At 71.1% G+C, this 13,855-nt stretch carries 13 protein-coding genes; 2 read left to right on the top strand and 11 right to left on the bottom strand.

The features are described from left to right. Positions 1–79: 79 nt before the first annotated feature. Entirely contained in the window at positions 80–697 is a 618-nt protein-coding gene (locus Dfulv_RS08030; protein WP_259867534.1) for a VIT1/CCC1 transporter family protein, read from the bottom strand. Between the two features lie 145 nt (positions 698–842). Further along, positions 843–1,700, bottom strand: a complete 858-nt coding sequence (gene map, locus Dfulv_RS08025) for a type I methionyl aminopeptidase (RefSeq protein ID WP_259862008.1) — start codon at positions 1,698–1,700, stop codon at positions 843–845. Between the two features lie 53 nt (positions 1,701–1,753). Here map and Dfulv_RS08020 point away from each other — a divergent pair, with 53 nt between their 5' ends. Next, complete coding sequence (locus Dfulv_RS08020) at positions 1,754–1,939, top strand: hypothetical protein (protein ID WP_259862007.1); 186 nt, start codon at positions 1,754–1,756, stop codon at positions 1,937–1,939. A 246-nt stretch (positions 1,940–2,185) separates the two neighbouring features. Here the strand turns inward: Dfulv_RS08020 and Dfulv_RS08015 are convergent, their stop codons facing one another. From Dfulv_RS08015 to Dfulv_RS07980, 8 genes are all read right to left on the bottom strand, one after another. Beyond that, positions 2,186–2,905, bottom strand: a complete 720-nt coding sequence (locus tag Dfulv_RS08015; RefSeq protein WP_259862006.1) for a gamma-glutamyl-gamma-aminobutyrate hydrolase family protein — start codon at positions 2,903–2,905, stop codon at positions 2,186–2,188. 109 nt (positions 2,906–3,014) lie between these two features. Further along, on the bottom strand, positions 3,015–3,698 hold the full coding sequence (locus tag Dfulv_RS08010; RefSeq protein ID WP_259862005.1) for a gamma-glutamyl-gamma-aminobutyrate hydrolase family protein: 684 nt from the start codon (positions 3,696–3,698) through the stop codon (positions 3,015–3,017). After that, positions 3,695–4,462 (bottom strand): 3-oxoacyl-ACP reductase, encoded by a 768-nt coding sequence (locus tag Dfulv_RS08005; RefSeq protein ID WP_259862004.1) that lies wholly within the window; start codon positions 4,460–4,462, stop codon positions 3,695–3,697. The genes Dfulv_RS08010 and Dfulv_RS08005 overlap by 4 nt, the downstream gene beginning before the upstream one ends. Further along, on the bottom strand, positions 4,463–5,818 hold the full coding sequence (locus Dfulv_RS08000; RefSeq protein WP_259862003.1) for an aldehyde dehydrogenase family protein: 1,356 nt from the start codon (positions 5,816–5,818) through the stop codon (positions 4,463–4,465). 65 nt (positions 5,819–5,883) lie between these two features. Further along, positions 5,884–7,209 carry a glutamine synthetase family protein gene (locus Dfulv_RS07995; RefSeq protein WP_259862002.1) on the bottom strand — a complete coding sequence of 442 codons (1,326 nt, stop codon included), beginning with the start codon at positions 7,207–7,209 and terminating at the stop codon, positions 5,884–5,886. Positions 7,210–7,245: 36 nt separating this feature from the next. Further along, positions 7,246–7,986: a FadR/GntR family transcriptional regulator gene (locus Dfulv_RS07990; RefSeq protein WP_259862001.1), complete on the bottom strand. Its 741-nt coding sequence runs from the start codon at positions 7,984–7,986 to the stop codon at positions 7,246–7,248. A gap of 57 nt (positions 7,987–8,043) precedes the next feature. Next, entirely contained in the window at positions 8,044–9,603 is a 1,560-nt protein-coding gene (locus Dfulv_RS07985) for an amino acid permease (protein ID WP_259862000.1), read from the bottom strand. A gap of 10 nt (positions 9,604–9,613) precedes the next feature. Then, the gene (locus Dfulv_RS07980) at positions 9,614–10,555 is read right to left on the bottom strand and encodes a choline kinase family protein (RefSeq protein WP_259861999.1); all 942 of its coding nucleotides are present in this window, start codon (positions 10,553–10,555) and stop codon (positions 9,614–9,616) included. A 186-nt stretch (positions 10,556–10,741) separates the two neighbouring features. Between Dfulv_RS07980 and Dfulv_RS07975 the strand changes: the two genes are divergently transcribed. Continuing rightward, entirely contained in the window at positions 10,742–13,174 is a 2,433-nt protein-coding gene (locus Dfulv_RS07975; RefSeq protein WP_259861998.1) for a GcvT family protein, read from the top strand. 322 nt (positions 13,175–13,496) lie between these two features. On the opposite strand, the gene Dfulv_RS07970 is transcribed toward Dfulv_RS07975, so the two are convergent. Next, the gene (locus Dfulv_RS07970) at positions 13,497–13,829 is read right to left on the bottom strand and encodes a YybH family protein (protein ID WP_259867532.1); all 333 of its coding nucleotides are present in this window, start codon (positions 13,827–13,829) and stop codon (positions 13,497–13,499) included. Positions 13,830–13,855 lie beyond the last annotated feature (26 nt).

Raw genomic sequence — 13,855 nt, 5'->3', positions numbered from 1 at the left:
GACGATGCAGCCGCGTCGTTCATCACCCGTCTCGTGAGCCCTGCCGTCTCGGGGAGACCACCCGGTTCCCCGAGACGGGTCAGGCCACGAAGAGCCGCCCGATGAGATACGTCGCCCCGGCCGCCGCCGCACCGAGCAGCAGCTGCCGGAGCCCTGCCCACCACCACGACCGCCGGGTGAAACGGGCCACGAGCGCACCGGCCACGAACAACCCGGCCCCGCCTGCCGCCAGGGGGAGCGTCAACGAGGACGCCCCCAGCAGGTACGGCAACAGGGGGACCAGCGCCCCGATCGAGAAGCACACGAACGACGAGATCGCCGCCGTCCACGGACTGGGCGAATCGTTCGGGTCCATGCCCAGCTCCTCCTGGGCGTGGACTCTGACCGCTTCGTCCGGATTGCGGCCGAGGATCGACGCCACCTCCAGCGCCAGGCCGGCGGGCACTCCCCGCGCCTCCCAGATGCGGGCCAGTTCGGCCGCCTCGGCCTCCGGGAAGCGGGCCAGCTCGATCCGCTCCTTGGCGACCTCCGCCGCCAGCTGCTCGTTCTGCGCACGCACGCTGGTGAACTCGCCCAGCCCCATCGAGATCGCCCCGGCGACCAGGCCGGCCGTGCCCGTGATCACGATCTCCCGCGGCGCGATCCCGCCGCCGCCGACACCGGCGATCAACGCGATGTTGGTGACGAGCCCGTCCATGGCGCCGAAGACGGCCGCGCGCAGCCAGCCGCCCGAGACGTCGGCGTGGTGGTGGGCGTCGTCCGCCGCCGGATGGCTCACGCCGTCTCCGCCTCGCTCCGGCAGCACGAGCCCAGCCTGAGCCCATGGCTCCGCTCCGCACCACTCACGGCAGGGTCAGGATCTCGTAGCCGTCCTCGGTCACGACGATGGTGTGCTCGAACTGCGCCGTCCACTTGCGGTCCTTGGTGACCACGGTCCAGCCGTCTTTCCAGATGTCGTATTCGTGCGTGCCGAGCGTGATCATCGGCTCGATGGTGAACGTCATGCCCGGCTCCATGATCGTCGTGAGCCGCGGGTTGTCGTAGTGCGGCACGTAGAGCCCGGTGTGGAACACCTCGTTGATGCCGTGGCCGGTGAAGTCGCGCACGACGCCGTACTGGAACCGCTTCGCATACGCCTCGATGACCCGGCCGATGGCGTTGAGCGGACGCCCGGGCGCAACGGCGCGGATGCCGCGCATCATCGCCTCACGGGTGCGCTCGACGAGCAGGCGGGCCTCCTCGGAGACGTCACCGACGCAGAACGTCTGGTTGGTGTCGCCGTGGACCCCGCCGATGAAGGCGGTCACGTCGACGTTGAGGATGTCGCCGTCCTGGATCACCGTCGAGTCCGGGATGCCGTGGCAGATGACCTCGTTGAGCGAGGTGCAGCACGACTTCGGGAAGCCCTTGTAGCCCAGCGTCGACGGGTAGGCCCCGTGGTCGCACAGGAACTCGTGCACGACGCGGTCGATCTCGTCCGTGGTGACGCCCGGCTTGGCGTGCTCGCCGGCCAGCTCGGTCGCCTGGGCGGCGAGGCGGGAGGCGACGCGCATCCTCTCGATGATCTCCGGCGACTGCACGTCGGATCCGCGATGCTTCTTGGGTGCGCGCTTGCCGACGTATTCGGGGCGCGCGATGTTGCCGGGGACCTGGCGCCAGGGAGTCTGCGTGCCAGGGGCGAGTGGTGCGCGGACGGTCATGCCGAAAAGCCTAACGCGCATCAACGGGGCGCGGTCTGGGTAACCCGGTCGGCATGATCGACGACGAGCGAGTGCACGACCGGGCCGCCCTCCTGCCAGAGGAGCTGGCGGCGGGCAGCGACGACCCGAAGGCGCAGGCTGAGGCCCTCCTGCGCGACTCCGACGACCGCGAGAAATACCGCGAGACCACGCCTGACCTGCGTATCGAGCACCGCACCTCGGACGAGGCCGCATCCTGACAAAGATCAAGAGCCGGATGTGGTACCTCCTGTGCCCGCCACCCGGTTGAACCGCCCGGTAAGGGATGAGCCGGCCGTAGCGCGCTGATGCGCAGCTCCCCGCGCCTGCCGTCCCGCGTGAACCCCGACGTGCCGGTCAGCCGATGCGCGCGGTTCCAGGTCTGCCGCTGCCGCCGCGCCTCGATCGCCGTGGCGTCGTGCCACCCGGCCTCGGCAACCGTCCGCACTGCACGACCAGGACCGAAGTTATGGCCGTAGGGCTACGTTGTGTCGATAGGTGCGTGCGGCCTCGATGAAGGCCACGAACAACCGGAAGTCGGTCGTGTCCTCCGGGTGCCACTGCACGCCGATCGTGAACGTCTTGGCCGGATCCTCGACCACCTCGATGAGGTCGTCCTCCGGGCACCAGCCGGTGGGCGTCAGCTTGCCCGGGTCGGCGATGCCCTGGTGGTGGAAGGAGTTGACCTCGACGGCCGCACCGAGCACCGCTGCCGCTTTCGACCCCGGCGCGAGGCGGACCGGATGCTCGCCGAACTTCGGGCCGCTCACCGGCCGGTGGTTGTGGTGGCCCAGCACGTCGGGAAGGTGCTGGTGGAGCCGCCCGCCGTAGGCCACGCACATCAGCTGCATGCCGCGGCAGATGCCGAAGAGGGGCAGGTCGGCGTCGAGGGCCGCGCGCATCAGCAGCAGCTCTGCGGCGTCGCGCTCGGGCTTCACCTTGGTGGTCGGGTGGGGCGGCTCGCCGAACAGGTCCGGGTTCACGTCGGAGCCGCCGGTGAACACGATCCCGTCGAGGCCGTCGAGCACGTCGACGTCGGGATCGTCCGGGGTCACCAGGACCGCGCGGCCGCCGGAGGAGTGCACCGCGTGGACGTACGACAGCGGCAGCACCGCGGAGAACGTGTCGTTGAGCCCGAATCGGGTCTCCTCGGCATAGGTCGTGAGCCCGATGACCGGTCGCGCCATACCCTCAACTTAGTCCCACCGGGGCAAGGTTGTGGAGGATGCCCATGGCGACGAACTCGACCTCCGCCCAGCCGGCAGCCCGAACCCGATCCGCATCCTCCCAACCAACTCAGACCGCGGTGACGAGCGCCACGAAGGGGCGCACATCACTCGCCTCCTCGGGGTGCCACTGGACGCCGAGCACAAACCGGCGTGCGGGATCCTCGACGGCCTCGACCACGTCGTCGTCGGCCCAGCCGGTGACCGTCAGCGTGCCGGGCGTGTCGACCGCCTGGTGGTGGTACGAGTTCACCTGTGCCGCCGGGCCGAAGACGGCCTCCGCCCTGGAGCCGGGCGCGAAGCGGGCCGGGTGGGCACCGTAGACGCCCGGGGCCGGCTGGTGCCGGGCGTTGCCCAGCAGGTCCGGCAGGTGCTGGTGCAGCGTCCCGCCGTAGGCGACCGCCAGCAGTTCCATGCCGCGGCAGACGCCGAGCAGCGGCAGGTCGGCGTCGAGCGCGGCGTGCAGGACGGCCAGCTCGCCGGCGTCGCGGTCGGGGCGGGTCGTCGTCGTCGGGTGCGCCTCGGCGCCGTAGCGCTCCGGCGTGATGTCGGCGCCGCCGGCCAGGACCAGCCCGTCGAGCCGGCGGACCAGCTCGGCGGCGTCGTCACCGGCGTCGGGCGGCAGGACCACCGGGCGGGCGCCGGCTTCGCGCACCATCCGCACGTACGACTCGGGAATCAACACCGCCCGGGTGTCCCAGACGCCCCATCGCGCCGGCTCGGCATAGGCCGTGATCCCGATCAGCGGCCTCACAGCGGGGTCACGTAGGCGCCGGTGATGCCGCCGTCGACGAGGAAGGTCGAGGCGGTGATGAACGAGGCGTCGTCGCTGGCGAGGAACGCCACGGCACCGGCGATCTCCTCGGGCGTGCCGAAGCGCCCCATCGGCACGTGCACCAGCCGGCGGGCCGCGCGCTCCGCGTCCTTGGCGAACAGCTCCAGCAGCAGCGGGGTGGCGATCGGGCCGGGGCACAGCGCGTTGACCCGGATGCCCTGACGGGCGAACTGGACACCGAGCTCACGGGTCATCGACAGCACGGCGCCCTTGCTGGCGGTGTAGGCGATCTGCGACGTCGCCGCGCCCATCAGGGCCACGAAGCTGGCCGTGTTGATGATCGAGCCCTTGCCTTGCGCCAGCATGTGCGGGATGGCGTACTTGCAGCAGTAGTACACGCTCGTGGTGTTGACCTTGAGCACGCGTTCCCACGCCTCGACACCGGTCTCCAGGATGGAGTCGTCGTCGGGCGGGGAGATGCCGGCGTTGTTGAACGCGACGTCGAGCCGGCCGTGGCGCTCCACGACGCCGTCGAACAGCGCCTTCACGGCCTCCTCGTCGGCCACGTCGGCGGCGACGAACTCGCCGCCGACCTCCTCGGCGGCCGCCCTGCCGGCGTCGGCGTCGATATCGACCGCGACGACCTTCGCGCCCTCCGACGCGAACCGGCGGGCGGTGGCGAGCCCGATGCCGCTGCCGGCGCCGGTGATGACCGCGACGCGGTCCTGCAGACGTGCCTGCACCTATGCCTCCGTGCTGAAGTAGACGTTCTTGACCTCGCAGAACGCGGCGACCGCGTCCGGGCCGAGCTCGCGACCCAGGCCGCTCTGCTTGACCCCGCCGAAGGGGGTCCAGTAGCGCACCGAGGAGTTGGAGTTGACGCTGAGGGTGCCCGACTCGACGCCGCGGGCGACGCGGATGCCGCGGCCCAGGTCGCGGGTCCAGATCGAGCCCGACAGCCCGTATTCGGTGTCGTTGGCCATCCGGATCGCGTCGGCCTCGTCGTCGAAGCGCAGCACGGACAGCACCGGCCCGAAGATCTCCTCCCGCCAGTGCCGGTCCTCCGTGGACCGCGCACCCAGGACGGTCGGCGGCATCCAGTAGCCGGCGCCGCCGGGCGCGGTGCCGCGGAACAGCACGGCGTCGTCGTCCACATAGGATGCGACCGAGGCGCGCTGCCCGGCGGAGATGAGCGGCCCCATCTGCGCGCTCTCCAGCGCCGGATCCTCGCAGCGGAACGCCTTCACCGACTGCTCCAGCAGGCCCATGAACTCGTCGTAGGCGCTCGCCTGGACCAGCAGGCGGGAGCGGGCGCAGCAGTCCTGGCCGGCGTTGTCGAAGACCGCGCCGGGCGCGGCCGCGGCGGCCCGGGCGAGGTCGGCGTCGGCGAACACGATGTTGGCGCTCTTGCCGCCCAGCTCCAGCGTCACCCGCTTCACCTGGTCGGCGCAGCCGGCCATGATGCGCTTGCCGACCTCGGTCGACCCGGTGAAGCACACCTTGCGGACCAGCGGATGGGTGACGAAGCGCTCACCCACGACGGATCCCTTGCCGGGCACGACCGTCAGAACCCCTTCCGGCAGGCCGGCCTCCAGGGCCAGCTCGCCGAGGCGGATGGCGGTCAGCGGGGTGAGCTCGGCGGGCTTGAGCACGACGGTGTTGCCGGCCGCGAGCGCGGGCGCGAAGCCCCAGCCGGCGATCGGCATCGGGAAGTTCCAGGGGACGATGATGCCGACGACGCCGAGCGGCTCGTAGAAGGTGACGTCGATGCCGCCCGCGACGGGGATCTGCCGGCCGCTGAGCCGCTCCGGAGCGCCCGCGGAATAGTCGAGGACGTCACGGACGTTGCCGGCCTCCCAGCGGGCGTTGCCGATGGTGTGGCCGGAGTTGCGGACCTCCAGCTGGGCGAGCTCCTCGTTGTGCTGGTCGACGACGGCCGCGAAGCGGCGCAGCAGCCGCGCGCGGTCGCCGGGCGACACGGCCCGCCAGGTCTCGAACGCCCGGTGCGCCCGGGCTACGGCCGCGTCGGTGTCCTCGACCGTGGCCGACGGCACCGTGGCGACCACTTCCTCGGTCACCGGCGAGATGACGTCATGCATGTGCTCCCCTGCCATTCCTACTCTTTTGTCGCCACCACAACCGCAAGATCAACGCGCTGGCGGTGTCACAGGCGCTCGAAGCCGCGCATCAACTCCCAGTCCGTCACCGCCGCCTCGAACGCCGCCAGCTCGACGCGGGCGTTGTTGGCGTAGTGCGCCACCACGTCGGCGCCGAACGCCTCCTTGGCCAGGTCGCTCGACTCCCACAGGTCCAGCGCATCGCGCAGGGTCGACGGCACGCGCGGCGCGGTGGCGTCCTCGTAGGCGTTGCCGGTGCAGATGTCCTCGAGCGGCAGCTCGTTGCGGATGCCGTGGAGGGCGCCGGCGGTCATCGCGGCGATCGCGAGATACGGGTTGACGTCTGCCCCGGGCACCCGGTTCTCCACCCGGCGTGCCGCGCCGTGGCCGACGACCCGCAGCGAGCAGGTGCGGTTGTCGTCGCCCCAGCGCACCGCGGTCGGCGCGAACGAACCGGACTGGTACCGCTTGTAGGAGTTGATGTTCGGGGCGTAGAAGAGCGTGAACTCGCGCATCGTGGCGAGCAGCCCGGCCATCGCGTGGTGGAAGACCTCGTCACCGACCGGGCCGTCGGCGCCGCGCAGCGAGAAGTGGACGTGGCAGGAGTTGCCCTCCCGCGCGTTCGGCTTGGCCATGAACGTGATGGACACGCCCTCCAGGGCGGCGATCTCCTTCGCCCCGTTCTTGTAGAGCGTGTGGCCGTCGGCGTTGCGCAGCGCCTCGTCGTATCGGAACGCGATCTCGTGCTGGCCCAGGTTGCACTCGCCCTTCGCGCTCTCCGGCACCAGGCCGGCACCCGCCATGTCGTTGCGGATCCGCCGCAGCAGCGGCTCGATGCGCGCAGTCTGGAGCAGCGAGTAGTCGGCGTTGAAGACGTTGGCGGGTGTCAGGTCGCGATACCCGCGCCGGTAGGCGTCCTCGTAGGTGTTGCGGTAGACGACAAACTCGAGCTCGGTGCCGGTATAGGCCGTGTACCCGGCCTCGGCCAGCCGGGCGAGCTGCGCCTGGAGGATCTGCCGGGGCGAGGCGGCGACCGGCGCCTCGCCGTCGAGCCAGCGCAGGTCGGCCAGGACCAGCGCGGTGCCCGGCTGCCACGGGATGCGCCGCAGCGTCGTGAAGTCGGGGATCATCGCGAAGTCGCCGTAACCGCGCGCCCAGGAGGACATCTCGTAACCGTCGACGGTGTTCATCTCGACGTCGACGGCGAGCAGGTAATTGCAGCCCTCGGTGCCGTGTGCGACGACCTCGTCGAGGAAGTGGCACGCGTGGAACCGTTTGCCCTGCAGCCGTCCCTGCATGTCGGTGATCGCCACGACGACGGTGTCGATCCCACCCTCGTCGACGGCGACGCGCAGCTGCTCGACGGTCAACATCGGCCACCCCTAAAGGTCTAGTAACAAACCATAAACTCAACCCAGCAGGCCGCGCAACAACGCCGCGGTGGCGTCGCAGTGCTCTTCCATCTCGGCCCTGGCCACCGCCGGGTCACCGGCCAGGATCGCCTCGACGACCCGCTCGTGCTGCGCGTCGGAGTGGTCGAGGTTGCGCCGCAGGACCGGGATCGCGGCCAGCAGCCGGTCCAGGCGCAGCTGCACGTCGGCGATCGACGCGGCGACCGACGTCGAGCCGCTCGCCGACGCGATCGCGAGGTGCAGCCGGGAGTCGTTGACCCGGCGGGTCAGCGGGTCGCGGGTGCGCGCCGCGGCGAGACAGGCGACCAGGTGCGCCCGGTCGGCCGCCGACAGGGCGCGCGTCGCGGCGAGCGCCGCCGCACCGGGCTCCAGGACCCGCCGGAAGTCGAGGGCGTCGTGGAGCGCATCGCCCATCTCGCGGGCAAGTTCAGCGGCGTCCCGGTCGTGGGACGGCGTGGCGTCCCCGGCCGACCGCACCACAAACGTGCCGCCCGACCGGCCCCGCCGCGACTCCAGGAACCCGGCCTCCCGCAGCGCGGCGATCGCCTCCCGCAGCGTCACGCGGCTCACCTGGAGCCGCTCGGCCAGCTCCCGCTCCGGCGGCAGGCGCTCACCCACCGGCACCAGCCCGAGGCGGATCGCCTGGGCGAGCCGGGCGACGGTGATCTCGAACGCGTTCCCGCCCCGCACCGGCCGCCACATCGGCACGCCCGAGAGGGGCTCCGCAACCACCGGCATCCGTCCTCCCCAGCTGATGGTCCGGGCCGGATCCCGGCCCGGACCATCTATCATTCCCTAATCCGCGGCCTTGGCCGTGTCCTCCGCCAGGGCCTCGTCGATCGTCCGGATCGGGCCCTTGAACCAGTGCCGCGCCGAGGTCACCCACCAGAGGGCGGCGCCGCCGATGACAACAAGGATGGCGATCGGCGCGTAGTTCACCGCGGTCCACGTGAAGCCCTCGTTGCCGGGGATCGCGGTCGGCGTGAAGGGCATGATGAAGTAGATCGAGACCACGGCGATCTCGATGACGGCGATCCAGCCGAGCACCTTGTACTTGCGGCCCAGCGTCCACGGCCCGGGCACGAACCGGTCACCCATCCGCAGCCGCAGGTAGATGGGGATGAGGAACGCGAGGTAGAGGCCGATGACCGCCACGGAGACGACGGCGTAGAACGCGGTCGGCGCGCCGGTCGGGCTGGTGTAGAGGGCCGGCAGGGTCAGGACCAGACCGGCGATCGCGGCGCCGACGATGGCGTTGACCGGCGTGCCGTTGCGGTCCACCTTGGACCACAGCTGCCAGCCCGGCACCGCGCGGTCGCGGCTGAAGGCGTACGCCATCCGGGACATGCTCGTCACGCAGCTCATGCCGCAGAAGAACTGCCCGATCGTGGAGATGAGGATGACCGCCTTGAAGAAGCCGGCGCTCAGCGCGGTCTCGAAGATGGCGCCCGAGGCCCCGTTGGCCTTGGTGATCGCCTCGACGTCGGTCGCGGCGAAGAGGAACGCCAGCAGCAGGATCCAGCCGCCGATCGCCGAGTAGAAGATGGACTGCCACAGCCCCTTGGCCGCGGCCGTCGACGCGCCCTTGGTCTCCTCCGAGACGTGGGCACAGGCGTCGAAACCCGTGATGGTGTACTGCGTGAGCAGGAACCCGAACGGCAGCACGAGGAACCAGTAGGTGGCGTCGGAGTACCCGGAGTTGTTGAACCGCTCGGTGAAGACGAACTCGAGGCTCTGGTGCTTCTCCGGAACGAACACCAGGATCAGCACGACCGCGGCCGCACCGACGACGTGCCACCACACCGAGACGTTCTGGAGCACGTCGATGATGCTGTGGCCGAAGATGTTGATGGCCACGTGCGCCGCGAGAATGATGACGAACAGCAGGAAGGTCAGCTTCAGGTTGGTGCTGTCCCAGGAGCTGTAGGCGTCGAGCACCAGGCTGAGGAAGGTCGCGCAACCGTAGTCGACCGAGGCGGTGACCGCGACCAGGCCGACGAGGTTGAGCCAGCCGGTGAACCAGCCGTGGACCGGCTTGCCCATCTTCGCGGCCCACCAGTAGATGCCGCCGGCCGTCGGATACGCCGAGACGAGCTCGGACATGCAGAAGCCGATGATCAGGATGAAGATCGAGATGAGCGGCCAGCCCCACGAGATGGCGACGGGCCCGCCGTTCATCCAGGCCTGGCCGAACGTGGTGAAGCAGCCCGCGAGAATCGAGATGATGGAGAACGAGATGGCGAAGTTGGAGAACCCGCTCCACTTGCGCCGGAGCTCCTGCTTGTAGCCCAGTTCGGCGAGCCGCTTCTCGTCGTCGTCGATCGGCGGGTCGGCCTGGGTCGGCGATGCCGACATGGGCACCTCCTCAGTGCTTGGGGGTGGTGGTTTTCCTTCCGGTCACCGTGTCGAGGAGGTCACCGAGGCCGGGATCGTCCAGGGCGCGCCGCGCCTGGCCCCACTTGTCGGCCGCCTCCGCTTGATAGTCGAAGTCCCCCGCCCGCAACAGTCCATGGTGGACGGTGAACCAAAGCGCCCAGGTGACGTTGGACGCGATCTGGAACAACCGCACCCGGGCGAGCAGTGCGGGCGTGCGGTCCGCGCCGAAGTACGCGTCGGCGAGCCGCTCGACCAGATCCGGGTCGTAGTCGGCCTCCGCGGCGATGTCGCCGAGCTCGAACGCGGGATCGTTGTTGCCGGACAGCTGGTAGTCGATGATGCGCACACCGTCGCTGGTGGCGATGAAGTTCTCGGCGAGCAGGTCGTTGTGACACGGCACGGCGGGCAGCGGCGCGACGCTGAGCGCGGCCCGAAGCTCGTCCACTGTGGACGAACGGTCGAGGTATCCGTCCGGCAGCGGCAGGTCGTGCCGCGCGCAGACGTCGAGCAGTTCGGCCCGCTTGGCGAAGATGTCGAACGTGTTGCCGAACGCGGGCCCGGCATGCAGGCGCCGGCACGCCTCGGCCAGGGCCGGGACGACCTCGGGACGGCGCACCTCGGCGGCGCTGAGCGTCCGTCCGGGCAGGAACTCCAGCACGAGCGCCGGCACGTCCTCGAGGACCGCGTAGACCCGCGCGCCGACGCTCCCGGCCGCCAGGAGCGTGTTGGCGATCTCCTGCTCCGGCGGGATGCCCAGGCCTGCCGCGGACACGGCTGGCTCCAGGACCCGCAGCACATACGGCTGGCCGTCGGCCTCGACCCGGAAGATGTGGTGCGACAGACCGCCGTCGAGGCGCCGCCACTCGACCGCGCGGCCCACCCACGACGGCACCCGCTCCAGCAGGTCCCCGATCGACGGCACCGCAGTCATTGCCCCGGCCCCCTCGCTGCGATCACCGCCGAATCCGTGCCTTTAAGTCGCCCGGATCGATGTGATCTGCATCATGGTGGGCACAGTTAACGCCGCTGTCTGCCGCCCGTCAAGAGCGGTTCGCCGGAATGAAGTGGCACTGCTTCAGACCTTTTGCGGCGACGTTTCCGGCGTCACAATCATGCGATGCTTCCCACGACGGCGCGCGCGGTCGTCATCGGCGGCGGCGTCGCCGGCTGCAGCATCGCCTACCACCTTGCCCGGCTGGGCTGGACCGACGTGGTGCTCGTCGAGCAGCACGAGCTCACCGAGGGCACGACGTGGCACTCGGCCGGCTTCGTCGGGCAGCTCCGCTCGACGATCAGCCAGACCCGCATGATCATGTATTCGTCCGGCCTCTACGCCGAACTGCGCTCGCAGACCGGCCTCGACCCGGGCTGGCGCGGTGTCGGCGGGCTGCGGCTGGCCACGACCCCGGAGCGCGTCGAGGAGCTGCGCCGGCAGGCGAGCTCCGCGACCACGTACGGGCTGTCGATGGAACTGCTCGGCCCGGCCGAGACGGTCGACCGGCTGCCGCTGCTCAACGTCGCCGACGTACGGTTGGCCGGCTGGCTGCCCGGCGACGGCTGGCTCGAGCCGGCCCGGCTCGCCACCGCGCTCGCCGAGGGCGCGGTCTCCCTCGGCGTCCGCATCGTCACCGGCACCCGCGTCACCGGGATCGTCGTCGAGCAGGGCCGGGTCCGCGGCGTCGACACCACGCAGGGCCGGGTGACCGCCGAGGTCGTGGTGAACGCGGCCGGCGCCGCGGCGGGTGCGGTCGGGCGGCTCTCCGGGGTCGAACTGCCGATCGTCCCGATCAAGCACCAGTACGTGGTCTCGTCCTCCCTCGGGATGCCCACGATGGACGTGCCGACCGTCCGGGACCCCGACCGCATCGTGTACTTCCGCGGCGGCGACGAGACCGGGCTGCTCGTCGGCGGGTACGTCCGCGACCCCTCGCTGTGGTGGCCCCAGTCCGGCGCACCGCTCGACGAGCGGCGGACGCTCTTCGAGCCGGACATGGCGAAGTTCGCCGAGTCGTGGGCCAACGCCCGGCACCGCGTGCCCGCGCTGCGGGACCTGGAGATCGCCCGGGTCGTGCACGGCCCGGAGGCGTTCACCCCCGACGGCGAGTTCCTGCTCGGCGAGACCGCGGTCGCCGGGTTCTGGGTCGCGGCCGGGTTCTGCGTGCACGGCCTCGCCGCCGCCGGCGGGGTCGGCAAGGTGATGGCCGAGTGGATCGTCGACGGCAGCCCGGAGTACGACGTGTCCACGATGGACGTCCGGCGCTTCGGCGCGCACGCGGCGAGCCGCCGCTGGGCGAGCACCAAGGCGCTGGACGGCTACGCCCGGTACTACGACGTCGTCTACCCCGGGCAGGAGTGGACCGCCGGCCGCCCGCTGCGCCGCTCGGCGGTCTGGCCCCGGCTCGCCGAGCTCAACGCGGCCCTGGGCGAGAAGGCCGGCTGGGAGCGGGTCAACTGGTTCGGCGCCAACGCCGGGCTGACCCCGCAGGCGCAGCGGCCCAAGGGCTGGGCCGGCCGCTTCTGGTCCCCGGCGATCGCCGGTGAGGTCGCCGCGACCACGGAGGCGGCGGGCCTGTTCGACCAGTCGTCGTTCGCGAAGCTGGACATCCGCGGCCCCGGTGCCGCCGCTCTGCTCGGCCGGCTGTGCGCGAACGACGTCGACCGGCCGGTCGGTGCGATGACGTACACGCAGCTGCTCAACGCCCGCGGCGGCATCGAGGCCGACCTGACCGTCACCCGCCTCGGCGAGCAGCACTTCCGGATCGTCACGAGCACGGCGAGCGGGGTCCGCGACGCCGACTGGATCCGCAAGCACGCCGCCGAGTGGTCGGCGGACGTCCTCGTCGACGACGTGACCGGCGCCCACGGCTGCCTGTGCCTGTGGGGCCCGGCGGCCCGCGACATCCTCCAGCCGCTCACCGACACCTCGCTGTCCAATGAGGACTTCCGCTTCATGCGCGCCGCGCGCCTGACGATCGGCGCCGTCCCCGTGTTGGCGCAGCGGGTCACGTTCGTCGGCGAGCTGGGCTGGGAGCTGTACGCGCCGACGGAATACGTGCTGACCCTGTGGGACACGCTGACCGAGGCCGGCCGCCCGTTCGGCATGCGTCCGGCGGGGTACCGGGCGATCGACTCGATGCGGCTGGAGAAGGGCTACCGGGTCTGGGGCTCCGACCTCACCACGGACACCGATCCGTTCGCCGCCGGCCTGGGCTCCTTCATCCACATGGAAAAGCCGTTCCTGGGCCGCGAGGCGCTGGAGACCCTGCGCTCGGCCGGCGAGCCACCGCGGGTCCTGCGCTGCCTGGTCCTGGACGACCCGGGCACGGTCTGCCTGGGCAGCGAACCGGTCCGGGTCGACGGCACCCCCTGCGGCCGGGTGACGTCGGGCGGTTTCGGCTACCGGGTCGGCGCCTCGATCGCGTATGCGTACCTCCCGTCGGAGGTCCCCGTCGGCGCCCCGGTGGAGGTGAGCGTCTTCGACCGCTGGATTCCGGGAGTCGTACGGTCAGAGCCGCTCTACGACCCGAAGATGCTCCGCGTCCGCGCCTAGGCGCTGTTCCTAGGTCCGTGGCAGGGGCCCGCGGCCGAGGCCCTCGACGGTCGACCTCAGGGTCTCGTGGCCCTCGGCCTCGACGACAAAGCACAGGGCCGGGGTCGTCTCAAGCCGGCCCGGCCAGCACGACCGTTTCGATGAGCCGCTTCCTCTGCACGTCGGCGGAGGCTACTGGCGACCGGGCGGATGATCAAGGCTTTTCGCGGCCGGCAGGCCGCGGGCTCTTGGGACGACGGCGATGGCAGGGAGGGCCGCCAAGGCCCGACCGGTGTCCGACGGGAGCGACGGTCGTGCGCCCGACGGTGATTCGGCAAAGTCCCTAACGGGTTTCCGGCCTGTCGATCACCCGCAGCCAGCTGCCGTCGGGCTGGCGCCGCACGATCTGGACCCGGCCGCCGGTGTTGTCCGACGGGCGGGTCGAGGTGAGGGCCAGGTCGCCGTGGTGGATCGTGGGCAGCGACTCCTCGACCTCGAAGCGGGGCACACGCTGGAGCATCTGCTCGCACACGGCCCGGATCGCGTCGCGGCCGACGGTCACCGAGCCCGGCGGATAGGCCAGCACCGCGTCGGGCTCGTAGAGCTCGGCCAGGCCGGCCGCGTCGCCGGCGTTGGCGCGCTCCACGAACAACCGTGAGATGTCTTCCGGGGTCATCGCCTTGGTGGTCATACCCCAACCGT

Origin of the sequence: Dactylosporangium fulvum (genome assembly GCF_025137375.1) — a bacterium.
GTDB lineage: Bacteria > Actinomycetota > Actinomycetes > Mycobacteriales > Micromonosporaceae > Dactylosporangium > Dactylosporangium fulvum.
The sequence above is the reverse complement of the archived record's forward strand: the minus strand, read 5'-3'. Positions and strand labels throughout refer to the sequence as shown.

Coding starts and splice junctions, on each gene's coding strand:
- Dfulv_RS08030 (WP_259867534.1), bottom strand. CDS start 697: ATGGACGGGCTCGTCACCAACATCGCGTTGATCGCCGGTGTCGGCGGC.
- map (WP_259862008.1), bottom strand. CDS start 1,700: ATGACCGTCCGCGCACCACTCGCCCCTGGCACGCAGACTCCCTGGCGC.
- Dfulv_RS08020 (WP_259862007.1), top strand. CDS start 1,754: ATGATCGACGACGAGCGAGTGCACGACCGGGCCGCCCTCCTGCCAGAG.
- Dfulv_RS08015 (WP_259862006.1), bottom strand. CDS start 2,905: ATGGCGCGACCGGTCATCGGGCTCACGACCTATGCCGAGGAGACCCGA.
- Dfulv_RS08000 (WP_259862003.1), bottom strand. CDS start 5,818: ATGCATGACGTCATCTCGCCGGTGACCGAGGAAGTGGTCGCCACGGTG.
- Dfulv_RS07995 (WP_259862002.1), bottom strand. CDS start 7,209: ATGTTGACCGTCGAGCAGCTGCGCGTCGCCGTCGACGAGGGTGGGATC.
- Dfulv_RS07990 (WP_259862001.1), bottom strand. CDS start 7,986: ATGCCGGTGGTTGCGGAGCCCCTCTCGGGCGTGCCGATGTGGCGGCCG.
- Dfulv_RS07985 (WP_259862000.1), bottom strand. CDS start 9,603: ATGTCGGCATCGCCGACCCAGGCCGACCCGCCGATCGACGACGACGAG.
- Dfulv_RS07980 (WP_259861999.1), bottom strand. CDS start 10,555: ATGACTGCGGTGCCGTCGATCGGGGACCTGCTGGAGCGGGTGCCGTCG.
- Dfulv_RS07975 (WP_259861998.1), top strand. CDS start 10,742: ATGCTTCCCACGACGGCGCGCGCGGTCGTCATCGGCGGCGGCGTCGCC.
- Dfulv_RS07970 (WP_259867532.1), bottom strand. CDS start 13,829: ATGACCCCGGAAGACATCTCACGGTTGTTCGTGGAGCGCGCCAACGCC.